Annotated in this window: 22 protein-coding genes, 1 tRNA gene and 1 pseudogene; 12 read left to right on the top strand and 12 right to left on the bottom strand. The window is 65.3% G+C overall.

The window, feature by feature from the left end; translation table 11 throughout:
* Window positions 1-276: 276 nt before the first annotated feature.
* The gene (locus AC1DIX_RS11505) at window positions 277-876 is read right to left on the bottom strand and encodes a TetR/AcrR family transcriptional regulator (protein WP_441935077.1); all 600 of its coding nucleotides are present in this window, start codon (window positions 874-876) and stop codon (window positions 277-279) included.
* Between the two features lie 95 nt (window positions 877-971).
* Between AC1DIX_RS11505 and AC1DIX_RS11500 the strand changes: the two genes are divergently transcribed.
* Window positions 972-1583 (top strand): LysE family translocator, encoded by a 612-nt coding sequence (locus AC1DIX_RS11500; protein ID WP_441935078.1) that lies wholly within the window; start codon window positions 972-974, stop codon window positions 1581-1583.
* 55 nt (window positions 1584-1638) lie between these two features.
* Window positions 1639-1953, top strand: a pseudogene (locus AC1DIX_RS11495) (Gfo/Idh/MocA family protein); the annotation flags it as partial.
* 696 nt (window positions 1954-2649) lie between these two features.
* Here AC1DIX_RS11495 and AC1DIX_RS11490 read toward each other — a convergent pair.
* The 5 genes from AC1DIX_RS11490 to AC1DIX_RS11470 all read right to left on the bottom strand — a co-directional run bounded on the left by AC1DIX_RS11490 (window position 2650) and on the right by AC1DIX_RS11470 (window position 6314).
* Window positions 2650-2725: transfer RNA gene (locus AC1DIX_RS11490), tRNA-Phe, on the bottom strand.
* An 81-nt stretch (window positions 2726-2806) separates the two neighbouring features.
* On the bottom strand, window positions 2807-4285 hold the full coding sequence (locus AC1DIX_RS11485; RefSeq protein WP_441935079.1) for a PA domain-containing protein: 1479 nt from the start codon (window positions 4283-4285) through the stop codon (window positions 2807-2809).
* Between the two features lie 3 nt (window positions 4286-4288).
* On the bottom strand, window positions 4289-4708 hold the full coding sequence (locus AC1DIX_RS11480; RefSeq protein ID WP_441935080.1) for a post-PEP-CTERM-1 domain-containing protein: 420 nt from the start codon (window positions 4706-4708) through the stop codon (window positions 4289-4291).
* 30 nt (window positions 4709-4738) lie between these two features.
* A complete protein-coding gene (locus AC1DIX_RS11475; protein WP_441935081.1) occupies window positions 4739-5329 on the bottom strand; it encodes a choice-of-anchor J domain-containing protein in 591 nt (196 codons plus the stop codon).
* 499 nt (window positions 5330-5828) lie between these two features.
* Window positions 5829-6314: an acyl-CoA thioesterase gene (locus AC1DIX_RS11470; RefSeq protein ID WP_441935082.1), complete on the bottom strand. Its 486-nt coding sequence runs from the start codon at window positions 6312-6314 to the stop codon at window positions 5829-5831.
* A gap of 126 nt (window positions 6315-6440) precedes the next feature.
* Here AC1DIX_RS11470 and AC1DIX_RS11465 point away from each other — a divergent pair, with 126 nt between their 5' ends.
* Window positions 6441-7133, top strand: coding sequence for an alpha/beta fold hydrolase (locus AC1DIX_RS11465; protein ID WP_477324369.1), 693 nt, complete (start codon window positions 6441-6443; stop codon window positions 7131-7133).
* 13 nt (window positions 7134-7146) lie between these two features.
* On the opposite strand, the gene AC1DIX_RS11460 is transcribed toward AC1DIX_RS11465, so the two are convergent.
* Entirely contained in the window at window positions 7147-8598 is a 1452-nt protein-coding gene (locus AC1DIX_RS11460; RefSeq protein ID WP_477324367.1) for a catalase, read from the bottom strand.
* Window positions 8599-8796: 198 nt separating this feature from the next.
* On the opposite strand from AC1DIX_RS11460, the gene AC1DIX_RS11455 reads away from it, so the two are divergent.
* Window positions 8797-10155 (top strand): HD-GYP domain-containing protein, encoded by a 1359-nt coding sequence (locus AC1DIX_RS11455; protein ID WP_477324628.1) that lies wholly within the window; start codon window positions 8797-8799, stop codon window positions 10153-10155.
* A 9-nt stretch (window positions 10156-10164) separates the two neighbouring features.
* Here AC1DIX_RS11455 and AC1DIX_RS11450 read toward each other — a convergent pair whose 3' ends face one another.
* Complete coding sequence (locus AC1DIX_RS11450) at window positions 10165-10593, bottom strand: organic hydroperoxide resistance protein (protein WP_441935086.1); 429 nt, start codon at window positions 10591-10593, stop codon at window positions 10165-10167.
* A 107-nt stretch (window positions 10594-10700) separates the two neighbouring features.
* Window positions 10701-11600, bottom strand: coding sequence for a CAP domain-containing protein (locus AC1DIX_RS11445; protein ID WP_477324365.1), 900 nt, complete (start codon window positions 11598-11600; stop codon window positions 10701-10703).
* A gap of 155 nt (window positions 11601-11755) precedes the next feature.
* On the opposite strand from AC1DIX_RS11445, the gene AC1DIX_RS11440 reads away from it, so the two are divergent.
* The 3 genes from AC1DIX_RS11440 to AC1DIX_RS11430 all read left to right on the top strand — a co-directional run bounded on the left by AC1DIX_RS11440 (window position 11756) and on the right by AC1DIX_RS11430 (window position 15487).
* Window positions 11756-13828, top strand: coding sequence for a M13 family metallopeptidase (locus tag AC1DIX_RS11440; protein WP_441935088.1), 2073 nt, complete (start codon window positions 11756-11758; stop codon window positions 13826-13828).
* Window positions 13829-14151: 323 nt separating this feature from the next.
* The gene (locus AC1DIX_RS11435) at window positions 14152-14496 is read left to right on the top strand and encodes a CzcE family metal-binding protein (protein ID WP_477324363.1); all 345 of its coding nucleotides are present in this window, start codon (window positions 14152-14154) and stop codon (window positions 14494-14496) included.
* 49 nt (window positions 14497-14545) lie between these two features.
* Window positions 14546-15487 carry a LysR family transcriptional regulator gene (locus AC1DIX_RS11430; RefSeq protein WP_477324361.1) on the top strand — a complete coding sequence of 314 codons (942 nt, stop codon included), beginning with the start codon at window positions 14546-14548 and terminating at the stop codon, window positions 15485-15487.
* Here the strand turns inward: AC1DIX_RS11430 and AC1DIX_RS11425 are convergent.
* Complete coding sequence (locus tag AC1DIX_RS11425; protein ID WP_477324359.1) at window positions 15440-16351, bottom strand: PEP-CTERM sorting domain-containing protein; 912 nt, start codon at window positions 16349-16351, stop codon at window positions 15440-15442. The genes AC1DIX_RS11430 and AC1DIX_RS11425 overlap by 48 nt on opposite strands.
* A 68-nt stretch (window positions 16352-16419) precedes the next feature.
* Here AC1DIX_RS11425 and AC1DIX_RS11420 point away from each other — a divergent pair, with 68 nt between their 5' ends.
* From AC1DIX_RS11420 to AC1DIX_RS11405, 4 genes are all read left to right on the top strand, one after another.
* A complete protein-coding gene (locus tag AC1DIX_RS11420) occupies window positions 16420-17562 on the top strand; it encodes a branched-chain amino acid ABC transporter substrate-binding protein (RefSeq protein WP_477324357.1) in 1143 nt (380 codons plus the stop codon).
* Window positions 17563-17589: 27 nt separating this feature from the next.
* Window positions 17590-18276: a hypothetical protein gene (locus AC1DIX_RS11415; protein WP_477324355.1), complete on the top strand. Its 687-nt coding sequence runs from the start codon at window positions 17590-17592 to the stop codon at window positions 18274-18276.
* A 109-nt stretch (window positions 18277-18385) separates the two neighbouring features.
* Window positions 18386-19534 (top strand): MGDG synthase family glycosyltransferase, encoded by a 1149-nt coding sequence (locus tag AC1DIX_RS11410; protein ID WP_477324626.1) that lies wholly within the window; start codon window positions 18386-18388, stop codon window positions 19532-19534.
* Window positions 19521-19970 carry a hypothetical protein gene (locus tag AC1DIX_RS11405; protein WP_441935094.1) on the top strand — a complete coding sequence of 150 codons (450 nt, stop codon included), beginning with the start codon at window positions 19521-19523 and terminating at the stop codon, window positions 19968-19970. The genes AC1DIX_RS11410 and AC1DIX_RS11405 overlap by 14 nt, the downstream gene beginning before the upstream one ends.
* On the opposite strand, the gene AC1DIX_RS11400 is transcribed toward AC1DIX_RS11405, so the two are convergent.
* Both AC1DIX_RS11400 and AC1DIX_RS11395 read right to left on the bottom strand, forming a co-directional pair.
* Window positions 19964-20662 carry an HAD family hydrolase gene (locus tag AC1DIX_RS11400; protein WP_441935095.1) on the bottom strand — a complete coding sequence of 233 codons (699 nt, stop codon included), beginning with the start codon at window positions 20660-20662 and terminating at the stop codon, window positions 19964-19966. The two genes, AC1DIX_RS11405 and AC1DIX_RS11400, sit on opposite strands and share 7 nt — an antisense overlap.
* Window positions 20663-20751: 89 nt before the next feature.
* Window positions 20752-21129: a COG4315 family predicted lipoprotein gene (locus AC1DIX_RS11395; protein ID WP_441935096.1), complete on the bottom strand. Its 378-nt coding sequence runs from the start codon at window positions 21127-21129 to the stop codon at window positions 20752-20754.
* A gap of 549 nt (window positions 21130-21678) precedes the next feature.
* Here AC1DIX_RS11395 and AC1DIX_RS11390 point away from each other — a divergent pair.
* Entirely contained in the window at window positions 21679-23601 is a 1923-nt protein-coding gene (locus tag AC1DIX_RS11390) for a PKD domain-containing protein (RefSeq protein ID WP_477324353.1), read from the top strand.
* Window positions 23602-23610 lie beyond the last annotated feature (9 nt).

The following is a 23610-nucleotide window of genomic DNA, read 5'->3' as shown; positions in this document are numbered from 1 at the left end:
CGCGCTCGGCTTGCTTGTGACGATCTTCGATATAGACCGGGTTGGCGTGCTCCACGATGCCAATGGCCCGAGCGGAATCCAGTTGGGCCACGCCGGTAAGTGCAATGACGTGGCGTCCGGGCAGGAAGGCCGATTCGTCCACTCTCTCAGTGGCGTGAGGCAGTGCGAGTGCTGGTAAGGCCACGTCAGCCCAGAGGCCTTCGAGCGCGCCTCAACGTGAGGTCAGGATTTGTCTAGGGAACTGGAGCGAGTCCAGGTTCAAGGACAGTGTTGTAGCTAGACATTGCGGCAAATCCCTGGGGCGCTCGGCGCGTACATGGCCGTGAGCTGCGCGAGCCGCGACGCGAACCGTGCATCGTCGCGCCGCGCCAACCATTGCGCGCACAGCATGAACCACAGATAAGCATAGCCGTCGGCAAGGAACTCAACGTCGGCCTGCGGCGGCAGGTCGCCGCTCTCCCGCGCGCGCGTAAATAGCGAACGAAGTGACTTGCGCAGGGAAGGGCCATCGTCCCGCACCTCGCCGGAATCGGCGGTCTGCTGGACGTGGCTGAAGAATAGTTCCGCCTGCGCGGCATGGGCCTGTAGCCAGGTTTGGGTCTGCTGTGCGAAATGGTCGAGGGCAGCGTGCAGCTGGCCTGGTTCCGCCTGTAGGGGCGCAACATTGATCAGCCCCGTCAGATAACTACGCGCACTGGCGGCGACCAGCGCAGCCTTGCTGCCGAAATGACTGTACACCGTGGCACGCACCACGCCGGAATCGCGCACGATGTCGTCCATGCTGACCCCTGCTACTCCGTGCTCCTCAAACAAGCGGGACGCCGCGTCGAGGATCTGTTGACGAATCTTGGCGTTTTTGCCGGGAGGCCGGGCCATTGGTATGCCTCTTTGCGACGTTGAGAAAGGGCTTGCATTGTACAATTTAATTAATTAGACTCAAGTCTAGTTAATTTCGTTTGAGGTTAAACATCATGGACATCGCGCTAGCAATTTCTTTCTGGAGCATGAACTTTCTGTTGAGTATTACGCCCGGTCCAGCAGTCGCGAATGTGATGGGCGCAGCGTTGACATCAGGTTGGAGGCCAGCGCAGGCCAGCATCGGCGGGATTCTTCTGGGTAACTGCATTTATATCTTGATGGCCTTGCTGGGCTTGGGTGCCGTTTTTGCCGCGGCTCCAGGCAGCCTGACCGTTCTGCGCTGGGTGGGAGCCGCCTACATCGGCTGGCTTGGCATTCAGTCGCTTCGTTCGTGGCGCCATGCCGAACGCGAAGGAAATCTCGAGCCGGCGCCCCCGGCCTCTGCTGCACGGCTATTCACCGACGCGCTGACGCTGCAGTTGGCGAACCCGAAGGCGGTGCTGTTTTTTGGCGCGATGCTGCCTCAGTTTGTGCATGAGGGCGGCTGGCCACCGATGGTGCAAATGACGCTACTGGGAGCGATTGCGGTACTGCTCGAATACCCGGTGCTTTGTGCCTACGCTTGGCTTGCGCGCCGCAACCTCGAACCCGGGAGGCGCGGTGTCCTGCAGTTGGCAGCGGGATCTCTGTTATTGCTGTGTGCTCTGCGCATTGTGCTGGCCTGATCGTTTCTTGCGGTGCTGCCGTCGCTGGCGCCGTTCCATCACCAGGAGGATCCAAATGGAAGGTATCCGGATTGGCGTCATTGGCGCCGGCATCATGGGTTTGCGCGTGCTGCAGGCACTGAGAGCGCACCCGGCATTTTCGGTGGTCGGTGTATACGATCCAGACGCAGGCGCTCAGGCACGAGTGCGCGCGTTGGACCCGGCGTTGCCGATTTTTGCCAGCGCTGCCAAGTTAAGCGTCCAGCCTGGGTTGGATGCTTTGTATGTCGCCTCGCCACCGGCTTGGCATTTGGAGCACCTGCGACTGGCGCAGGATGCCAGGGTGGCTGTGCTGTGTGAAAAGCCGCTGGCTGCGAATCTTGGCGATGTGGCGGCAATCGATCGGCTCGTCCTGCCCAGGTGCGCTGTAAATTTCCCATTCGCATGTGTACCAGCCGTGCGCCAGTTGCAGGCAATGGTGAGCAGCGGCGCCATGGGTGAGTTCTCTGGGGCAGACGTCACTTTGCGGTTCGCACACTGGCCACGCGCCTGGCAACGTGGCGCCGCCGACTGGCTGGGCATGCCGGACCAAGGAGGTTTCACTCGGGAGGTGTTATCGCATTTCCTGTTCTTGGCATTACGCTTGTTTGGTCCTCTGGAATTGTCCAATTACCGGCTCGACCGTGAGCACGGAAAAACTGAAACCGCATTGAAGGTGCAACTGCGGCATGGCTGTGGGATAGTGGGCATTGACGCCGCAGTCGACGGCACGATAGAGGACAGCAATTGTTTCGAGTGGCGTGGAACCCGTGGCAAGGCGAGACTGCATGACTGGTATCGACTGGAAGCGACCGGAGTGCCGCCAATAGCCTCCGTCGACCCTACTCCTTACACATTGGACGCATTTGCCAGAGCGTTCAGGGAGCAAGTCGATACGGGGTTGGCCACGGTGTCGGAAGCCCGGCAAGTTGCCGAACTCGTCGAGGCCTTGCTTGCCTGAGCTTGCCCTACCGAAAATGGACCGGAGGCTAGCACTTCTAACGGAGTAAACGAAAACGCCACCCGAAGGTGGCGTTTTCTGAATTCTTGGTGGCCCGGGGCGGAATCGAACCACCGACACAAGGATTTTCAATCCTCTGCTCTACCAACTGAGCTACCAGGCCAAGGCGGCGCATTGTAGCACGAAGTTACGATAAATCCATAATTTCGTGCACAAGGCGCCACGTTCCGCGAACCTCAGCCGATTACCAGCCCAGATCCTTCAGCAGCGGCAGCGTCAGGTCGTACGGCGGCACCACGACGGTCGTCAGGTCGGGGTTGATGTTCGGCTCCATCAGCAGATTCGGGAAGGCGGTCACGTCCCAGTGCGATACCGACGAGCCCGACACCAGCGGGTTCGGCGTGTACAGCAGCGGGTTGCCGTTGGCGTCCGCACCGGCGATGCGCACCGGATCGGCGGTCAGGGCGGCGGTGACGGTGCCCGGCTTGCTGCGGCTGCCGTAGGCGAGGGCGGTGTTGACGGCGGCCTTCAGCGCATCGCCGTCGGCCTGGGTGACGCCGACCGCCGGAATGACGATGCTGCCGTCGCTGCCGCCCGGGATCAGGGCGCCGGCTGCGTTGTTCGCCAGGATCACGGCGACCGCGCCGGCGTTTTGCGCGTTCCTGACCTTGTCGACGAAGGGGCAGCTGCCGCGGCTGATGATCGCCACCTTGCCCTTCACCGCAGCCGTGTTGGCGGCGTCGAAGGGGCTGCAGCCCGGACCCGCTTCGCCGGCCTGGGCAGCGATGTTGGCCAGGGTGCCCAGGTTGCCGCTGCTTGGGGGCAGCGGGCCGAAGCTGGCCGTGTTGAAGTCGATGTTCATGCTGCCGCCCGGCGCCGGCGAAGCGGTCTGGATGATCGGGATGCGCTTGAGCATGCCTGCGCCTGCCTTCACGTTCGGGCCGATCCAGGCCAGTTGCAGCGGGTTGATGGCCGAGGCCTTGCGCTCCGCGGACGTCATGTTCAGCCAGGTCTTCTTGGCTGTGTTGTCATACATGTACTGTTCCCAGATGCTTGGCAGGCCGCCGGTCGAGACATAGGCGGAGCCCGAGGCGTTCAGGCGGTTGCCGGTGCCGGTCGACACGGTCAGCACCGAGAAGCCCAGGCCGTGGCCCAGTTCGTGCAGCAGGGTCTCGACGAAGTTGACCTTGGAGCCGGCATTGCCGTCCAGGCCGAGATAGAACGGCGAACCATCCAGGCAGCCCGGGTTGCCGAGGTTGATGTTGAACTGGGTCTTGATGTCGACGTTGCCGTAGCCGCTGCCGTCGTCCGGCTGGCCGGCGCTCAGGTCGACCCCGGCCAGCTTGTTGGCCAGGGCTTGCGGATACCAGGTGCCGGCCTTGGCGTTCGGGAAGTCGCGCCAGATGTTCCACGCGCCGGCGCTGCCGAGGGTGGCCGAGGTGGCGGTGCAGGTCAGGGCTTCCCAGCCCGCGCTGACGTTGATGGTGACGTTGCTCTGCAGGTTCTTTTCCCAGATGCCGGCCACGTAGCGGTAGACGTTCCAGCGCTGCTCGCCCAGGGTGGTGCCCGTGTTGCCGCCCACCGGTGCCACCGGGGTCGGGTCGTTGAAGCCCTTGCCGGCCGGGTCGCGGCTGGTGATGTTGATCGTGGCGGCCTGGGTGGCCAGGCAGGTCAGGGCGCAGGCGGCGGCGATCAGCGAACGCGAAATGACGGGGGTGAGCATGGATTACTCCGTAACTGGGGTGTTGGCGGCGGAATGGACATGGGCAGCGGCCGGTTGGCTGCCATGCGCGTCGGTGCAGACCATGTCGAGCTTGCCGTCCGCAGTGCGCACGACCGTCGAAGCGGTCAGGAACTCGTCGGTCAGGCGTACGCCGGTGGCGCCGTTGCGGTGGAATTTCTGCAGGGTCGGCTTGGGCGCTTCGCGCGCCAGATTGGCCTTGAGCGATTGCAGGGTGGCCTGCTCGGCGGCGGTGGCCGGGCGCAGCTTGCCGGTGTCGGCGTCACGGGTGACGGTTTGCGAATCGGTGGATTGCACGGCTTCCTGCTGCGCCTGTTGGGCGCCGGCGGGCAGGGCGAAGGCGCACAGGGCCAGTCCGGCGACGCCGGTGCCCAGCAGGCGCTGGATGGAATTCAGTTTCGACATGAGAGTCTCCAGAAATCTTGACGGGAATGATCAGGCGCGCGAACGGCGGCGTGCCGCGCCCAGGCCCAGCAGGCCGCCGACGATCAGCGCCATGCTGGCCGGTTCCGGCAGGTCGACGAGCAGGCTGTCCACGCCGGCATAGTTGGCGTTGTCGGCGGCGCCGGTGTACTGGAAGGCGAAGCGGACGGAGCCCAGCGTGCTGGTGCCGACCGAAGCGGTGTACTTGACCCAGTCGCTGTCCGGGACCGGGCTGACCGAGGTCAGGCCCAGGCCGGTCAGGGTGCCGTTGGCATTCACGAAGCCGAAGTTGATCTGGTCGAAATACCCGTCGAGGTGGTCGGCACGCAGGTAGAAGGAGACGGTGGCGCCATGGCTGGCGTCGAAGACCGGGGTCAGCATCCAGGCATTGAGAGTGCCGCCGGCGGGCGCGCCGTTGTAATTCGCTGCCGCGTACGAGTAGGGGCTGCCCGCCTGGGCGCCGAAGATGTTCTGGTCGCCCTGGAACCAGCCTGGAGTGAGGCCGCCCGGGGTACTGTTGTTGGTGAATACCCATCCCTTGGCGGCCAGGCCTGCCACGTTCTCGAATCCCTCGCTGAGTACGACACCGGCCTGTGCCGACATCGCCGTTCCTGCAAGTGCCATTACGGCTAACGCTTTCTTGATCATTTGTATTGCGCTCCTGTGTATGAACGATGGGTGGGCCTTGCTGCGCGCCCCCGGATTGGCGGTAGCCAACGGCGTATGTATTGCACGTTACATGCCAGGACTGTAAGCAATTGATTTCGTATAGGAAAATTTTAAAATGAGCAAAAATGTCATCAAAATGTAAGATTTTTCGACGGAAAAGTACTTTTTTGCAAGAAATCATTGTTGTTATATTGAATTAAATGAAATTGTATGCTCATAAATAACGCAAGGAAATTTCACGCAAAATTAACAATTCGCCTGTGAAGGTCGATGTCAGTACGGATGACGAGGCGGGACCTGGAAGACGCCGGGGAAAGGTTGAATCGCGTCAAAACAGGTGTAAAGATTACCGACAACGGTCGCGCCGGCGCAGCGGCGGTAAACGCAAACAGGCGCCGGGCGGCGCCTGTTTGCGGTCAGGAGGAGGGGATGCTCAGGCGCGCGCTTTGGCGCGTTCGGCGTGCTGGCGGTCGAGCGCCAGGCGTAATTCCTTGCGGCCTTTCGCTTCTTCGAAACGGCGGGCTTCGTCCGGCGTGGACGGCGCTAGCTGTGGCACCGTCACCGGTTTCTTGTCGTCGCCGACGGCCACCATGGTGAAGAAACAGCTGTTCACGTGGCGTACTTCCTGGGTGCGGATGCTCTCGGCCAGCACCTTGATGCCGATTTCCATCGAGCTGCGGCCGGTATAGTTGACGGCCGCCAGGAAGGTCACCAGCTCGCCCACGTGGATGGGCTGGCGGAAGGTGACCTGGTCGACGCTCATCGTCACCACATAGGCGCCGGCATAGCGGCTGGCGCAGGCGTAGGCSACCTGGTCGAGCAGCTTGAGGATATGGCCGCCGTGGACGTTGCCGGAAAAATTGGCGGTATCCGGGGTCATCAGCACCGTCATGCTCAGCTGATGGTTGGGAAGACTCATTCTTGCTCCTTGCGTATTTCCTGGTACTTGATACCTGACACCGCATGCTGACATGGAAACCCCGGTGAGGCAACCGCAGGCTCAGAACCCCTAAAATTTGCTACCTTACCCAAAAAGGATCATCCGATGGCTCTTCTGCTCGTCCCCGGCTTCATGGCCGACGACACCCTGTGGCGCGACCTCGAGGCACCGCTGGCGCGCTTCGCGCCGATCCACTACGCCGACCTGCGCCACGACGGCTCGATCGAGGCGATGGCGCGCCGGGCGCTCGAGACGGCGCCACCGTCCTTCCTGCTGGTCGGCTTTTCGATGGGCGGCTACGTCGCGCGCGACATCGCCCGCCTGGCGCCGGAGCGCGTGCAGGCGCTGGTGCTGATCGCCACCTCGACCCGTCCCGACAGCCCGGCGCTGAGGCAGCGCAAGGGCGCGATCGGCAAGGCGGCGCCGTCGCTTGCCTTCAGTGGCCTGAGCCGCATCGCGGTGGCATCGTCGCTGCATCCGAAGGAGCGCGACAACGAGGCGCTGATCGAGCGGGTGCGGGCGATGGGAGTACGGCTGGGAGGCGAGGTGTTCCGGCGCCAGTCGATGCTGGAGCGCCCTGGCGACCTCGATCGCCTGCATGAGATCCGCTGCCCGACCCTGGTGGTGGCGGCCGCCCAGGACCAGCTGCGCAGCCTGGAGGAGGCGCGCGAGCTGCAGGCCGGGATCCCGGGCGCCACGCTCGAGGTGATCGAGGATAGCGGGCACATGATCCCGATCGAGGCGCCGGAGCGCCTCGCCGCGGTCATCGTGCCCTGGCTGGAGCGCCACGGCGGCTGACCGCAGTCCGTGCTCAGGCCTTGTTCGCGCGCGCCCGGATCGCCTCCGCCACGCCCTGGCCATAGGCCGGATCGGCTTTCAGGAAATGCCCGATCTGGCGGTCCTGGATCGCGGCATCGGCCTGGGCGAGGGCGCCGGCGATGTTTTCGATCAGCTTGCGCTTTTCTTCCTCGCTCAGCAGGCGGAACAGATTGCCGGCCTGGGTGAAGTGATCATCAAGGGCGCGGGTGTCGTAGCGGCCTGCCGTCCCCTCGAGCTGCCAGCCGGCGTCGCCGTGGCCGAAGCCGCCGGCCGCCGGCGTGCCGGCCACCGGATCGTAGTTGGCGCTTGCTCCGCCGTTGGCGATCGCCATCGCGCCGTCGCGCTGCTGGTTGTGGACGGGGCAGCGCGGGCGGTTCACCGGCAGGTGCTGGTGGTTGGTGCCGACGCGGTAGAGCTGGGCGTCGTGGTAGGCGAACAGGCGCGCCTGCAGCATCTTGTCCGGGCTGTAGCCCAGGCCCGGCACGATGTTCGACGGCGACAGCGCGGCCTGCTCGACGTCGGCGTGATAGTTGTCCGGATTGCGGTTCAGTTCCAGGATGCCGACCGGGATGCGCGGGAAGTCGCCCTGCGGCCACACTTTCGTCAAGTCGAACGCATCCCAGCCGGTTTTCGCTTCCCAGGCGGCGCGCTGTTCATCGTCCATCACCTGGATCTCGACGCTCCAGCGCGGATAGTCGCCTTTCGCAATCGCGTTGTACAGGTCGCGCTGGGCGTAGTCCGGGTCAAGGCCGGCCAGGCGCACCGCCTCGGCTGCCGACAGGTTCTTGATGCCCTGCAGGGTCTTGAAGTGCCACTTGACCCACACGCGCCGGCCTTCCTCGTTGATCAGGCTGTAGGTGTGGCTGCCGAAGCCGTCCATGTGGCGGTAGCCGTCCGGGGTGCCGCGGCTTGAAAACAGGATCGTCACCTGGTGCAGGCTTTCCGGCGCGCGGCTCCAGAAGTCCCAGACATGCTGGGCCGATTTCAGGTTGGTCTGCGGATCGCGCTTCTGGGTGTGGATGAAGTCCGGGAACTTGATGCCGTCCTTCAGGAAGAAGGTCGGGGTGTTGTTGCCGACCAGGTCCCAGTTGCCTTCCTCGGTATAGAAGCGCAGGGCGAAACCGCGCGGATCGCGTTCGGTGTCGGCCGAGCCTTTTTCGCCGCCGACCGTCGAGAAACGCAGGAAGGTCCCGGTCTGTTTGCCGATCTCGCCGAACAGCTTCGCTTTGGTGTACTTGCTGACGTCATGGGTGACGGTGAACGTGCCGTAGGCGCCCGAGCCTTTGGCGTGGACCACGCGCTCGGGAATGCGCTCGCGGTTGAAATGCTGGAGCTTTTCGATCAGGTGGAAATCCTGCAGCAGGACCGGACCGCGCGGCCCGGCGGTGATCGAGTTCTGGTTGTCGGTGACGGGAATGCCGGAGGCGGTGGTGAGATCGGTCATGTCAGCTCGCTGTTAGGGTTAATGGCTATCGATGTATTTAATTCGATAGATATCGTTTATTAATGTTCATGGTAGAGCGCGAGCCTTATACGTGCAAACTATCTATTTCTATGTGGTCTATAGTAAAAATTAATGCTATGAGACGCGTACATTAGCAGTACCCTATTGCTCTGAATCATCAAATATTTCCACGTGCTTATGTCCTCCGGCGAACTCAAATTATCGGAATTGATTGCATCGCTGAGCTATGCGCTCGACATCACCGAAGGCCAGCCGCCCGGGCATTGCGTGCGCGCCTGCTGGATCGGCATGCACATCGGCCGCCAGGCCGGCATGCCCGCCGGCCAGTTGTGGGAGCTCTACTACACGCTCCTGCTGAAGGACCTGGGCTGCAGCAGCAATGCCGCGCGCATCTGCGAGCTCTACCTGACGGACGACCTGAATTTCAAGCGCGACTACAAGACGGTCGGCGACAGCCTGCCGCAGGTGCTGGGCTTCGTGCTCAAGCACACGGGACTGAAGGCCGGGTTGGCCGAGCGCTTCCGCAGCGTGATGACGATCCTGCGCGACGGTCCGGAGATCGCGCGCGAGCTGGTTGCTACCCGCTGCCAGCGCGGCGCCGACATCGCGCGCCTGCTGCGCTTTCCGGAAGGCGTGGCCCAGGGCATTTATTCGCTGGACGAGCATTTCAACGGCAACGGCAAGCCGGCGCGGCTGGCGGGCGAGGCGATCCCCTTGTATTCGCGCATTGCCTTGCTGGCGCAGGTGATCGACGTGTTTCACACCGAAAGCGGGCGCGAGGGCGCGCTGAAGGAAGCACGCGCGCGCGCGGGACAGTGGTTCGACCCGGGACTGGTACAGGCTTTCGAACAGGTCGCGCAGTCGGACGCCTTCTGGGCGACGCTGGCCTCGGAAACGATTGACGGCGCGGTCGCTGCCCTGCAGCCGGCCGGGGCAGGACACCAGCATGCGTTGGACGACGATTACCTGGACGACATCGCCAGCGCCTTCGGCCAGGTGGTCGATGCCAAGAGCCCATACACCAGCGGCCACAGCGCGCGGGTGGCCCTGTACACGGACATGATCGGAGAGGCGCTGGGACTGTCGATGGAACGCCGGCGCTGGCTCAAGCGCGGCGCGCTGCTGCACGACGTCGGCAAGCTCGGTGTCAGCAACAGCGTGCTGGACAAGGCGGGTGCGCTCGACCGCGTCGAGTGGGACGCCGTCAAGCTGCATGCCGAGTTCACGGAAACGATCCTGGGGAGGATAGATGCCTTCCGCGAACTGGCAGCCATCGCCGGCGCCCATCACGAACGCCTGGACGGCAGCGGCTATCCGCGCGGACTGGCGGCGGAGGAGATCCGCATCGAGACGCGCATCATCACCACCGCCGACATCTTCGACGCGATCACGGCCTCGCGGCCTTACCGAGGCGCGATCCCGATACCGCAGGCACTGGAGATGATGCAGAAGACCGTGGGAACGGCGCTCGATCCGGCCTGCTACGACGCCCTGGTGCGGGCGGTGGAGCGGGTGCCGTTCCCGGAAGCGGCCTGAGGCCGGACCTTATACGACGGTCAGGGTCACGTCGATATTGCCGCGGGTCGCGTTCGAGTACGGGCAGACGCCGTGGGCGGCTTCGACCAGTTCCTGTGCTTGTGCGCGGTCCATGCCCGGCAGGCTCACCGCCAGTTCCACGGCCAGGCCGAAACCGGCCGGGATCGGGCCGATCGAGACGCTGGCGTCGATGGCCGCATCGGCCGGTACCGCGATCTTCTTCTGGCCGGCGACGAATTTCATTGCGCCCATGAAGCATGCCGAGTAGCCGGCGGCGAACAGCTGTTCCGGATTGGTGGCGTCACCCTTGCCGCCCATTTCCGTCGGCGGCGCCAGGCGCACGTCGAGCAGATTGTCGCTGGAGACGGAACGGCCTTCGCGGCCGCCGGTGGTGTGTGCTTTTGCGGTGTACAGGACTTTGTCGAGCTTGGTGGTCATCGCTTTACCCTTTCGTGGTTGAGTGGGATGAATCATAGCGCGAAATTAAATAGCGCGCTATTTAATTGTCGCTATCGAAACGATAGCCGAGAAACATGGCAGGTCCCTTACCGGCCTGCTGGTTTGCCGAACATCTGCGTCCAGTAGGTCGTGTGGTTCTCGCTGGCCGGATTGACCGCATAGGCCGCGCCCATCTCCGTCATCGCCGGATTCATGATGTTGGCGCAGTGGCCGGGGCTGTCCAGCCAGGCCGCCACCGCTTCCTCCACCGTGCGCTGGCCGGAGGCGATGTTCTCGCTGATCCTGGTCCAGCGGTAGCCGGCCCGCGTGGCGCGCGTGGCCGGGTCGCTGCCGCCCGGCTCCTTGTGGTTGAAATAGTGTTTCTCGGCCATGTCCTTGCTGTGGCCGAGGGCGGCGGTGGCCAGGGTGTCGCTCCAGGCCAGGGGCGGGGCCGCGCCGAAGCCCTGCGCGCCGCAGCTGCGCGGCCGGGCGCGCGCCTGGTTCACCAGGCTCAGCAGCTCCTGACTCAACCGGGCCGCATCGGGCAGGGCGGGGAAGACCAGGGGCCGCGCCAGCACCACCTGCCACTCCTTGCCGTGGCGCGCCGTGCCGATGGCCGAGAACTCGCCGCTCAGCAGCTTGCCGCAGTAGCGCTCGCGCAACACCGTCATGGCCGCCTCGGYGTCTTCCGGCCCCGTCACCGAGATCGCCTCGGCCTGGGCGGCGGCATAGCCCGCCTTCCTGAGCGCGGATTCGAGAAAGGTGCCGACGCCGATGCGCAACGAGGACAGCGCCGCCTCGGGCGTCAAGGGCGCGGCGGCTGCGGCGGGGCGGCCCGCGCAGGTAGCGGGTGCGGCGCGGTAGGCGTTGATCAGGCCCGCGAGTTCCTCGCCCTCGCGCGCGCCGGCGCGGGGCGTGGACAGGAGCGCCGCGCATGAGAGAAGGGCGACGGACAGGCGCGCAGCGGGCGCGGCCCTGGCGCTGGACAGGCTGGGCAATGCAGGCATGGAAAGCGATGGGAAGAAGTTTCGAGATGGGGCCGGCGGCCGCCAAATCAAGCGGAGCCGGCCACTGTATGGGCTGACATATGCATCCAATGAACCTTGGCACGAGGCAAAGTTTAAATTACGATCAAACACTTGATTCTTATGGAGACATCACAATGAAGCGTACCCTGTGCAGCGCCCTGATCGCGGGCCTGTTCGCCAGCCTTGCCCACGCCGGCACACCCGCCAAGGTCGCGGCGGCTGAACCATCGGCAGCCTCGAGCGCGGCAGCCGGCTCCCGTTCCGGTGTCGACGCCGGCGCGCTGGACGCCGCGGTACGCCCGCAGGACGATTTCTTCCGCTACTCGCAAGGCAAGTGGCTGAAGGACGTCGACATCCCCAACGACCGTTCCAGCTGGGGCGCCTTCAACATCGCCGCCGACAAGGTCGAGCAGCAGATCCGCACCCTGATCGAGCAGGCCGCCCAGGACAAGAACGCGAAAGCCGGTTCCGACACCCAGAAGATGGGCGACTTCTACACCAGCTACGTGAACCAGCAGCGCCGCAACGAACTCGGCCTGGCCCCGCTGAAGGGCGAGCTGGCGCGCGTCGCCGCGCTGAAGGACAAGAAGGCGCTGGCCGGACTGGCCGCCCACTTCGAGCGCATCGGCGCCGGTTCGCCGGTGAACATGGGCGTGCGCCAGGACAGCCGCGATTCGACCCGCTACATCGTCGGCATCTCGCAGTCGGGCCTGGGCATGCCGAACCGCGATTTCTATCTGCAGGACGAAGCCCGCCTGCTTGATACCCGCGCCAAGTACCTGGCCCACGTCGAGAAGATGCTGAGCCTGGCCGGCCACAAGGATGCCGCCGCCGAGGCGAAGGCCATCGTGGCGCTGGAAACCGAGATCGCCAAGGTGCAGTGGAGCGCCGTCGAGAACCGCGATCCGGTCAAGCGCTACAACAAGATGAAGGTCGCCGAACTGAAGACCCTGGCGCCGGGCTTCGACTGGGCCACCTACCTGAAGGATACCGGCGTCGGCAAGGCGACCGAAGTCGTGGTCAGCCAGCCGTCCTACCTGCAGGGCCTGGATAAAATCATCGCCGCGACCCCGGTCGAGACCTGGCAGTCCTACTTCAGCTTCCGCCTGATCAGCGCCTACGCGAACTACCTGTCGCAGGACTTCGAAGACGAGAGCTTCGCCTTCCGCGGCGCGGTGCTGAGCGGCACCAAGGTCAACCGTCCGCTGGAGAAGCGCGCGATCGCCCAGGTCAACCGCGACCTCGGCGAAGTGGTCGGCAAGGTCTATGTCGAGCACTACTTCCCGGCCGAGCGCAAGAAGCAGGTCGAAGAGATGGTCCACAACTTCATGCTGGCCTACAAGGAGCGCATCGAGACCCTGGACTGGATGAGCGACGAGACCAAGAAGGCCGCCCAGGCCAAGCTGGCGAAGATCTCGGTGAAGGTCGGCTACCCGGACAAGTGGCGCGATTACTCCTCGCTCACCATCAAGCGTGACGACCTGGTCGGCAACGTGATGCGCACCCGCGAGTTCGAGCACAAGCGCAACGTCAGCAAGCTGGGCAAGCCGGTCGACCGCAGCGAATGGGGCATGACGCCGCAGACCGTCAACGCCTACTACAGCCCGACCATGAACGAGATCGTGTTCCCGGCGGCGCGCCTGCAGGCCCCGCTGTACGACGCGGACGCCGAGCCGGCCATCAACTACGGCGCGGTCGGCATCTCGATCGGCCACGAGATGAGCCACGCCTTCGACGACTCGGGTTCGCAGTACGACGGCGACGGCAACTTGCGCAACTGGTGGACCAAGGAAGACGGCGAGAAATTCCGCGCCAAGGCCAAGGTGCTGGTGAACCAGTACGCCGGCTACAGCCCGGTCGACGGCTACCACCTGAACGGCGAGCTGACCCTGGGTGAGAACATCGCCGACAACGCCGGCGCCATCATGGCCAGCCGCGCCTACCGGATCTCGCTGAAGGGCAAGCCGGCGCCGGTGATCGACGGCTACACCGCCGAGCAGCGCATCTTCATGGGCATGGCCCAGGCCCGCCGCGGCAAGGCACGCGACCAGGCCCTGATCGCCCAGGTCAAGTCGGACCCGCACTCGCCGGCGGAATTCCGCGTCAACGGCAGCCTGCGCAACCACCCGGGCTTCTACGAGACCTTCGACGTCAAGCCGGGCGACAAGATGTACCTGGCGCCGGAAGATCGCGTCATTTTCTGGTAATCACTGCAGTTTGATCCGTCGTCCCCGCGCAGGCGGGGATCCAAGTTTGTTAGCGTTTCGTTAGCGCAAGCAGAACTTGGGTCCTCGCCTTCGCGGGGACGACGTTTTTGGTAGCGAGCACGCCGTCTTTTCGGCTCGATTGTTACGTCATACGTAACGAACAATCCCCTCCATCGCTATTTTTCGCTTCGTTCCCGGCCAGTACCATTTGCCTGTCAGAAAAACGCTACAACAAGCGACTGACGTGCCACCGACGCCAGGTGGCACACCAGAACAACGCGCGGCGCCGTGGCGGCGCTGCGCACATAGAAACGGAAACGAACATGAAAACCAAGCTGATCCTCCCCGTCCTCACCGCCATGACCCTGGCCGCCGCCAGCACCGCCGCCTTCGCCGGTGTCCAACAGGCCGACCTCCGCGGCAATGCCGCGCCGGCCCAGGCCGCGGTCGACCAGGTCATCGTCGTCACCGACGCCACCCGCCACGTCAACGTCACCGGCGGCTCGACCGTGCGCTTCGTCGTCGGCGACCGTTCCTTCAGCTGGACCTTCCAGAACGGCAGCGCCCACGTGGTTCCCTTCGACCTGGCGCTGATCGCGCCGCAGGGTCTGCTGAACCACCGTGTCATGGCCTATGTGTCGGACAACCCGCTGTACCAGGGCAACTAAGTAGACGGGTACCGGTGCCGGAGGCCGCGCGCTGGTAAGATGGCGGGCTATGCGCAAGGATCTCGATTACGGACTGCTGCACGCGATGAACGCCTTCGTGCATGTCATGGACGGCGGCAGCTTCACCGCCGCCGCCGAACACCTGGGCATGTCCAAGGCGCAGGTCTCGCGCCTCGTGAGCCTGCTGGAAAACCGCCTGCAGACCAAGCTGCTGCACCGTAGCACGCGGCGCATCTCCGCCACCGGCGCCGGCGAGCGCTATGCCGAGCACTGCAAGGCCATCCTCGACATGGTCGCCCAGGCCGAAGGCGAGGTCGGCGGCGCCGCCCACCAGTCTTCCGGCCGCCTGCGCGTGATGAGCATGACGGCCTTCGGCAACCGCTATGTGACGCCGCTGGTGTCCACCTACTGCGCGGCGAACCCGCGCGTGACCCTCGAGTACAGCTCTTCGCAGAGCCCGCCCGACCTGCTGGCCGAAGGCATCGACGTCAGCATCTACCTGGCGCCCTACCTGCCCGATTCCGCCCTGGTGGCGATGAAACTGGGACGCATGTTCTCGGTGCTGTGCGCGGCGCCGGACTACCTCAAGCAGCGCGGCACGCCCCATCATCCCCAGGACCTGGCCCGGCACACCTGCCTGCGGCTGGTGACCTCCTCGTTCAGCTCCTGCTGGCAGCTCGACCGCGGCGACGAGCACGTGACCCTGGATCCCCAAGGCCCCCTGATCGGCAATATCGCCGAAGTGCTGCTCGACGGCGCGCTGCGCGGCCTGGGCATCGCCCTGCTGCCGGCCTACAGCGTGGTCGACGACCTGCGCAGCGGCCGGCTGGCGCAGGTCCTGCCCGGCTGGCGCTCGCCCGAGATCGCGATCTTCGCGCTGCTGCCTTCCGGCCGTTTCGTGGATGCCAAGACGCGCGCCTGGATCGACCTGCTCAAGCGGGAACTACCGCCGGCCATCGAGCGGGACATGGCCTATTTCGGCGACCTGTGACTCCGCCGCCACCTTCTGCAGCGCGGCCGCGGTGTCGGCGCCGATACCGAGTTCCTTCGCCACGTATTCGTTGGCGCCCAGCGAGCGCGGATCGCGGCCGGTGACGTTGCCGAAGATGGTCAGCGCCTCCAGGTAGTAGCCGTAGACGCTGGCGTGGTAGTCGTCCGGCGCCCACAGATTGATTCCCGTGTCCTTGCCGTCGTAGGGATCCGGGTCCGCCAGTCCGCTGGCGATCGCGCGGTTCCAGGCCTGGCCGACCGGGATCACGCCGCCGATCAGCTTCGACGCCCGGGCCGCCTTGTCGTAGCCGGCGCGCACGTCGAGCGCCATCTGGTACACCGGCTGGCCGTACCAGGCGCCACCCGGCTTGTAGGTCTGGTCGGCGCGCGACCAGGTCGCGGCCAGGCGCACGTCGACATTCGGATTCTGCTCATGGAAGGCCTGGGCCAGCAGGCCGGAATACTTGACCAGGGTAGCCGGATCGCCCGGCCTGGCGGCATCCAGGGTGCTGTAGCTCTGCAGTACGACCTTGTCGAAGGGCCTGGCGATGGTGGCGAGCTTGTGCTCGTAATGCCAGTCGACGCCCTTGCCGGGCGAGGTTTCCAGGCTCACTTCGTAGTCCAGGCCGGCCTGCACGGCGAAGGCCTTGAACAGGGCGGGGACGCCGCCGATGTGCGTGCCGTTCAGGTCGGTGACGCTGTCCGGCCGGTAGCCCTGTACCAGCGGGGCCGCACCCGCCGGCGCGCCGAAGGTGAAGCTGTTGCCGACGAAGAGGATGGTGGTGGCCGGCGCGGCCGCGGCCTGCAGGGATGCGGCGCCCAGGAGGGAAAGAAGGGCGCGGGGCAGGGCGCGGCGGATGGGCATGTCGTCTCCGGGATCTGGTTATTCGCCCGACGATTGTACAATCGGACATCCCATCGAAAGGAAAGCCCATGCGTCCAGCCGTCATCCTGCCCGTCTTGCTGCTTCTTTCCGCATCGTCTGCCCGGGCCCAGGCCCCGCTCGACGTCAGGATCGGCAGCGCGTCGCCGCTGTCCGGCACCGGCGCCCACCAGGGCAAGGACATCGAGAACGGCGCGCGCATGGCGATCGACGACCTGAACGCGAAAGCCCCGGTCATCGGCGGCAGGAAGGTCCGCTTCGTGCTGCAGGCCGAGGACGACGGCGCCGATCCGAAGATGGGCACGGCGGCGGCGCAGAAGCTGGTCGACAACGGCGTGGTGGCGGTGGTCGGCCACCTGAATTCGGGCACCACGGTGCCGGCCTCGAAGATCTACAACAGCGCCGGCATCCCGCAGATTTCTCCGGCGGCGACCACGCCGCTCTATACCCGGCAAGGCTACAAGACCGCCTTCCGCGTGGTGGCCAGCGACAGCCTGGTGGGCCACACGCTGGCGGCGTATTCGATCAAGACCCTGAAGGCGAAAAAGATCGCGGTGATCGACGACCGCACCGCCTTCGGCCAGGGCCTGGCCGACGAATTCACGAAAGGCGTGAAGGCGGTGGGCGGCGCCCAGCTGGTCAGCCGCCAGTTCACCAACGACAAGGCGACCGATTTCAACGCCATCCTGACCCAGATCCGCGCGCACAAGCCGGACGTGATCTTCTACGGCGGCATGGATGCGGTGGCCGGTCCCATGCTCAAGCAGATGAAGGCGCTCGGCATCGGCGCGACCCTCGTCTCCGGCGACGGCGTGTGCTCGGAAAAGCTGCCGCAGCTGGCCGGCGACGCCCTCGGCAACGGCAAGGTGATCTGCGTGGTGGCCGGCGGCGTCGGCAGCGCCGAAGAGGAACAGGCCGCCGCCGCCTTCGCCGAACGCTACCGCCAGCGCTACAAGATCCCGCTGCRGACCTATGCGCCTTACGCCTATGACGCCACCATGGTGTTCGCCCAGGCGATGCAGCAGGCCGGTTCGACCGACCCGGCGAAGTTCCTGCCGGCGCTGGCGAAGATCAGATACCACGGCGKCACCGGCGACATCGCCTTCGACCCCAACGGCGACCTGCACAATGCCGCGCTGACGCTCTACACCTACCGCGACGGCAAGCAGGTAAAGCTGCAGGTGGTGCGTTAATCGCTGCGCGGGGGGCCTGTGCGCTATATGGATCTCAGCTCCTGGCAGGGCGTGTTCACCACGCTGATGAGCCTTGCCATCGTCACCCTGATCGGCGTCGGCATCCGGGTGCTGATGATGCAGACCATCCAGCAGCGCCGCGAGCGCATGAACCGCCAGATCAACGAGCGCCTGCGGACCCTGATCGCGGCCTACCGGACGCTGGGCGGCTCCTTCACCGGCGAGCTGACCGTCGATCCCACCCACCTGCGCGAGCTGCGCGCGGCGCCGCCATCGGCCGATGGCGCCGCGCCGTCGGCGGCGGAGGCGGCGCGCGTGAATTCCGAGCGCGCGCGGCGCATCCGCGATGCCGTCGAGGCGGCGCTGGCCGACATCCTGCTGCTCGGTACCGAGCAGCACTGCCGGCTGGCCGGCCAGGCCGCCAGCGACATGGCGGCCGGACGTCCGATCCACACGGCGGAGCTGGTGGTCTCGCTGCGCGACTTCATCCGCGAGGCGCTGGACCTGGGACCGATGCCGGAGGACGTCGCGATCCCGCTGCAGGGACCGACCCGCACCCAGGGCAGCGGCGGCGCGCGCGGCAAGGGAGAAGGCGGCGCCGGTGGCGGTGCTAAAGGTGGTGGAGGCGGTGGAGAAGGCGGCGGTGGCGGCATGGGAATGGGCATGGGCCTCGGTCTCGGCCACGCCTCCGGCGACCACGAACACAACAGCTAGCGCGTCACGTTCCTGTCACGATCCCGGTCTAGAGTAGGCGGCAACCATCTTTCGGGGGCCGCATGCCAGGGGAATGCACATCGTGAGGGATACCGGCTTCGACGCGCCCATGGCCGGCAAGAAGATCCTGCTGCTCAGCGTTCCCGCCGGCGCCGGGCACACGCGGGTGGCCGAGGCCATCCACGCCTGGGCCGGCGCGTCCGGCATGCAGGCCGACGTCAGCCACCTGGACGCGACCGCCTTCGCCACGCGGCGCCTGCGCCGGGTCTACACCGACCTCTATCTGTTCCTGGTGAAGCGCATGCCGGGGCTGTGGAGCGCCATCTACCGCTGGACCAACCGCGAGCGTGCGGACGGCTGGATCGACCGCCTGCGCCGCCGCATCGAAGCGCGCGACAGCCGACCCCTGGTCGAGGAAGTCGCCAGGCGCGATCCGGACATCGTCGTCTGCACCCACTTCCTCCCGGCCGAGATCCTGGCGCGCGAAGCCGGCAGCGGCCGCCTGCGCTGCCGGGTGTGGGTACAGGTCACGGACTTCGACCTGCACCGCATGTGGGTCCATCCCCACGTCGCCGGCTACTTTGCCGCCAGCGAGGAAGTGGCCTTCCAGCTGCGCCGCCACGGCGTGCCCGAACAGGCGATCCACGTCACCGGGATTCCCGTCATGCCGGGCTTTGCGGAGCGTCCCGGCCGCATCGAATGCGCGCATGCGCTCGGCCTCGACCCCTGGGTGAGCACGGTGCTGCTGATGGGCGGCGGGGCCGGTCTCGGGGATTTGAGCGGCGTGGCCCGGCGCCTGCTGGAGGCGGACAGCGGCCTGCAGATGATCGTCCTGGCGGGGAGGAATGCGGCGCAGCTGGTCGCGCTGCGGCAACTGGCGGCCGACTTTCCCGGCCGGCTGGCGCCGCAGGGCTATACCGGCAAGGTCGAGCGCCTGATGGCCTGCGCCGACATGGCGATCACCAAGCCGGGTGGCTCGACCACGGCCGAGTGCCTGGCGATGGGCCTGCCCATGATCGTCAATTCCGCGATCCCGGGGCAGGAGGAATGCAACGCCAACTTCCTGCTCGAGCACGGTGTGGCGCTCAAGGCCGCCGACCTGCCGGCCCTGGAATACCGCGTCCGTTCGCTGCTGGCCTGTCCGATCCGGCTGAAGGCGATGCGCGCCCGCGCCAGGGAACTGGGGCGTCCGCGCGCCGCCATGCAGGTGCTGGCGGCGCTCCTGCAGCAAGTCGAAAGCCACGATGCACACCATTGAGTTCACGCTGGCCGGCGTCCTGGTCGCCGCCTATTTCCTCGCGCGCGTCGAAGTCGAGATCGAAGGAGAAGGCGGCTGGGCCGCCAACCTGCCCACCTGGCGGATCGAGAACCATCGCCTGCTCGACCTGTTCTGGGGCGGCCGCCCGATGACGGGCTACCACGCCTGGATGTTTTCCTTCATCGGCATCATCTTCCACTTCCCGCTGTGCTTCATGGGCGAGTGGTCGCTGCGGCTGGAAGGCCGGGTGCTGGCCTGCGTGATGCTGTTCTGGGTGGCCGAGGATTTCCTCTGGTTCGTCGTCAACCCCGCCTTCGGCTGGCGCCGTTTCCGGCGCGAGCACGTGCCCTGGCACAAGCACTGGCTCTGGGGCGCGCCGGTCGACTACTGGATCTTCGGCGCCGCCTGCATCCTGCTGTTCGCGGTCAGCTATTGAGCGGACCCGGGGCCGAGGCCGAGGGCGTGCCGCACCCGCAGGCACAGCTCGGCCGAGGTGCGCGAGATCAGCTCGTGCGGAATGTCGAATTTTTCCGTCAGCCGGCCGTAGTCTTCGAAGCCGTAGGAGACCATGAAGGGATGCATGCCGCTGCCGATCGCGGCCGCGAAATCCTTGTGCTCGTCCCCGCACACATAGGCGCGCGCCGGGTTGATGCCGAACTGCTCGCGGATCGCGCGGAACTGGCTGGTCTTCTTTTCGCCGAGCGGGATGTGGACGAAGAAATCGAGCTCGCTGATGTCGATCTCGTAGCGTGCGAACAGCTGGCGCAGCGTCTCCAGCGGTTCGTTGGTGATATTGCGCGTGACCATGCCGACGGCGATGTCGGGCGCCGCGATCAGGGTCCGGACCAGTTCGGGGATGCCCTCGTAGAGCCTGGCTTCCTGCCGGTAGACCTCGGTGAGGCTGTCGACCAGCCGCGCGCGGCTGCCCTTGCGCAGATTGTTCTTGATGATCGAAGGGAACTCCTTCAATCCTCCCAGGTATTTCAGCAGGTGGCGGCGCTTGCGGAAACTGGTCTCGTCGCCGATCGCCAGTCCATGCCGCGCAAACGCCGCTTCGATGGCGGAAAACGCGTCGATGGTCGTGCCGTCCGCGTCGAGGATCAACAGCCGTTTGTCGCTTTTGTACATGAGTGCCTGGCGCCCGGTTTCCCTTGCTGCAGTTCGTTCATCATACAAGCGTGATCGTTACCGGCGTATGACGCCGCCACCCGCTTTGCTCAATCGGTGACGGTATGCCACATGTCCTTCATCTTGTCGCCGGCCTTGTCGCCCGGCTTCTTGTCCTTGACGAAGGTGTACAGCGGCTTGCCGTGATAGGCGAGCTGTTTGCTGCCGTCGTCGCGCATGACGGTGGAGTAGGGCGAGGAAAGCGTGGCGTCGCCCGCCATCACCGGCATCCAGTTTTGCGCGCAGGCGCCGGTGCAGGTGCTCTTGCCGCTGCCGGCGCTGTCCTTGTCGAAGGTGTAGACGGTCATGCCCTTCGAATCGACCAGCATGCCGTTGACCTTCTTGACCGGCAGGTCGGCCGCGTGCGCGGACAGGGAGAATACGGTAAGCAGGATTGCAGAACCAAGGCTGACTGATTTCATGTTCATGGAAGTCTCCTGTGAATGCTTCGGATCGCGAATCGGTTGTGAACTGCCGGGCCATTGTAGTCCTGTGCGGAAGCCTGCCGCGCACTTTGTGTATTAGCGTACGGACAATGGCATCCTCTCAAGGCACCATGGATCCGTACTCATCGCAAATATAAAGGAGCACGATCATGGGCAAATATTTCCTGGCGTGGATTCTGGGCGTGCCGGCCATTGTTCTTGTGCTGATCTATCTGTTCTTCCATTAATCAGCGTGAAAAAAACGCCAACCCAACGAGGTTGGCGTTTTCCTGCCCAGCGAGGGAACTTGCTTGGCAGATCAGCCTTTCCGGCCGCGATGATCGCGGAACGGTCGCTGGACCAGTCAGAACTTTCCAGACATTTATTCTTAATTTCCCGTTAGCTTAAGTAAGCGTGTCACGGCGCTGCCCGCATGTGGCGCTTTCGCATCGTTCCTTTGCGTTGACAGGCCTCATGGGCGAAAGTCTCGGGCAAAACTCGTACTATATTTACAGCTCAAAGTGCCAGCTCACTTTTTAACTGGGGATAAAAATGCGATCCATACGTGGAACAGGTGGACCGGGAAGCGCCTCCCGCTGGTTGTTGCCGTGCCTGCTCGCCGGCCTGGCGACGGCACAGGGTGCCGGGCCGGCCGAACCGCAGGCCGCGGCCGCGCCCACCGGCTATCGCGTGATCAACCTGGGCACCGGAGACCTCAGCGAACTACCGGTCGTCAACAGCAAAGGCCAGGTGTCGTTCTCGATGCAGTCGGGGGCCGGCTCCCGCGGATACTTCTATGACGGAACGGTAACGACCGATATCGGCACCCTGGGCGGCCCGGGCACCAATGCGGTCGACGTGAACGACGCGGGACAGGTGACCGGCCGTTCCACGCTTCCGTCCGGCCTCGAGCACGCCTTCGTGTGGCGCAGCGGCAGAGGCATGATCGATCTTGGCGTCCTCCCGGGCGCGGCGAATTCGGCGGCGTCGGCGATCAACAACCGCGGTGTCGTGGTGGGCACTTCCGAAGGTGTGCCGTCGACGCCGCCGCATGCGTTCCGCTGGAGCGCCACCGACGGAATGCAGGACCTGGGCGCGTTCACGACCGGGAACACCAGCTTTTCCAGCGCGACGTTGATCAACGATGCGGGGCTGATTGCGGGGAATTCGGATACGGCCGCCATGAGCCGCGATGGATTCGTGTGGACGCGTAAAAGCGGCATGATCGATATCTCGGCCCCTGGCAGCGGCGACGCTTATCCCTACGCGATCGGCCCCAAGGACCAGGTCGCCGGCGCTTTCATCGGACCCGCCAACGCTTATCTTTACCACGCCTTCTTCTGGACCCGCGCCAGCGGCATGCTCGATCTCGGTACGGCCGGGGGCACCGAATCGTTTGTGCTGGCAATGAACCCCAAGTTGCATGCGGCCGGCGTCATCGATTTCGGCACCGACAGGCAGCACGCGATGTCGTGGACGCGTGCCGGTGGCATGGTCGATCTCGGCACGCTCGGCGGGCTGCAATCGCGCGCCATCGGCATCAACGGCAAGGGACAGATCGTCGGTTCGGCAGACAACGCGAGCGGCGATTCACGGGCCTTCCTGTGGGCCGCGAACCAGGGCATGATCGACCTGAACATGCGTCTGCGCGATGCCCCCGCCGGTCTCAAGCTGGACGACGCCTTGGCGATCAACGACAGCGGAATGATCGTGGCGAGTTCGAACGCCGGGCTGGTGCTGCTGAAGCCGGACGATGGCAAACCGGTGGCTTGCGCGCTCGGCCCGCTCGAGGCGGCAGATGTGGTGAAGCGGGGCGCTCCGCTGGAGGCATCGGTCGKCTTCAGGGGAGAGAGCCTGGCCGGGATGCGCAGCCTCACCTGGTCATGGGGTGACGGCAGTGCAGCCCAGGCCGGCAAGTTGAGCGTGAGCGGCGCCGCCGGCAGCGCCAGCGCCAGCCACAGTTACGCCGCGCCGGGCATCTATTCGGTGCGGGCCACGATCGTCGACGCTGCCGGCCGTAGCGCCGCGGTCAGCCGCAAGCTCATCGTCTACGAGCCGTCCGGCGGCGTGGTGGCGGGCAGCGGCAGCTTCGTGTCGCCGCAAGGTGCGCTCAGGAAGGCGCCGGGCCGTTCCGCCAGGGCGTCCTTCAGCTTCCTGGCCGGCGCCGGGGCCCAACTGCAGGTCGACCTTCCCGGCATGAGCTTCCGCAGCGCCAGCCTGCGGCCGGTGGCGGTGAAGGGAGCGGGGGCGCAGTTCGAAGGCAGCGGTACGATCGATGGCTCAGGCGGTTATAAATTTATCCTGAGCACGATAACGGGCGCGGCCGCAAGCCCGGGCGAGCGGGGCCGTTTCAGCCTGAAGGTCTGGCATCTCGATCCCGTGACGCACAAGGAGGTGGTGGATTACGACAGCCAGGGCACGCGCCCCGGTGTTGCCGGCGGGGCGCTGGTAGCGGGGAGGATACTGCAGCAATAGCCGGGGCCG

The sequence above is a fragment of the Massilia sp. 05N420 genome (genome assembly GCF_056397205.1).
Note: the sequence above shows the minus strand (reverse complement) of the source record. Positions and strands in the feature narration are given on the sequence as shown.

Bases quoted from the DNA above. Each gene is read 5' to 3' on its own strand.
- AC1DIX_RS11440 (WP_441935088.1), top strand. From the start codon at position 11,756: ATGAAGCGTACCCTGTGCAGCGCCCTGATCGCGGGCCTGTTCGCCAGC.
- AC1DIX_RS11450 (WP_441935086.1), bottom strand. From the start codon at position 10,593: ATGACCACCAAGCTCGACAAAGTCCTGTACACCGCAAAAGCACACACC.
- AC1DIX_RS11500 (WP_441935078.1), top strand. From the start codon at position 972: ATGGACATCGCGCTAGCAATTTCTTTCTGGAGCATGAACTTTCTGTTG.
- AC1DIX_RS11465 (WP_477324369.1), top strand. From the start codon at position 6,441: ATGGCTCTTCTGCTCGTCCCCGGCTTCATGGCCGACGACACCCTGTGG.
- AC1DIX_RS11430 (WP_477324361.1), top strand. From the start codon at position 14,546: ATGCGCAAGGATCTCGATTACGGACTGCTGCACGCGATGAACGCCTTC.
- AC1DIX_RS11410 (WP_477324626.1), top strand. From the start codon at position 18,386: ATGGCCGGCAAGAAGATCCTGCTGCTCAGCGTTCCCGCCGGCGCCGGG.
- AC1DIX_RS11400 (WP_441935095.1), bottom strand. From the start codon at position 20,662: ATGTACAAAAGCGACAAACGGCTGTTGATCCTCGACGCGGACGGCACG.
- AC1DIX_RS11460 (WP_477324367.1), bottom strand. From the start codon at position 8,598: ATGACCGATCTCACCACCGCCTCCGGCATTCCCGTCACCGACAACCAG.
- AC1DIX_RS11485 (WP_441935079.1), bottom strand. From the start codon at position 4,285: ATGCTCACCCCCGTCATTTCGCGTTCGCTGATCGCCGCCGCCTGCGCC.
- AC1DIX_RS11415 (WP_477324355.1), top strand. From the start codon at position 17,590: ATGGATCTCAGCTCCTGGCAGGGCGTGTTCACCACGCTGATGAGCCTT.
- AC1DIX_RS11435 (WP_477324363.1), top strand. From the start codon at position 14,152: ATGAAAACCAAGCTGATCCTCCCCGTCCTCACCGCCATGACCCTGGCC.
- AC1DIX_RS11475 (WP_441935081.1), bottom strand. From the start codon at position 5,329: ATGTCGGCACAGGCCGGTGTCGTACTCAGCGAGGGATTCGAGAACGTG.
- AC1DIX_RS11425 (WP_477324359.1), bottom strand. From the start codon at position 16,351: ATGCCCATCCGCCGCGCCCTGCCCCGCGCCCTTCTTTCCCTCCTGGGC.
- AC1DIX_RS11455 (WP_477324628.1), top strand. From the start codon at position 8,797: ATGTCCTCCGGCGAACTCAAATTATCGGAATTGATTGCATCGCTGAGC.
- AC1DIX_RS11505 (WP_441935077.1), bottom strand. From the start codon at position 876: ATGGCCCGGCCTCCCGGCAAAAACGCCAAGATTCGTCAACAGATCCTC.
- AC1DIX_RS11395 (WP_441935096.1), bottom strand. From the start codon at position 21,129: ATGAACATGAAATCAGTCAGCCTTGGTTCTGCAATCCTGCTTACCGTA.
- AC1DIX_RS11405 (WP_441935094.1), top strand. From the start codon at position 19,521: ATGCACACCATTGAGTTCACGCTGGCCGGCGTCCTGGTCGCCGCCTAT.
- AC1DIX_RS11480 (WP_441935080.1), bottom strand. From the start codon at position 4,708: ATGTCGAAACTGAATTCCATCCAGCGCCTGCTGGGCACCGGCGTCGCC.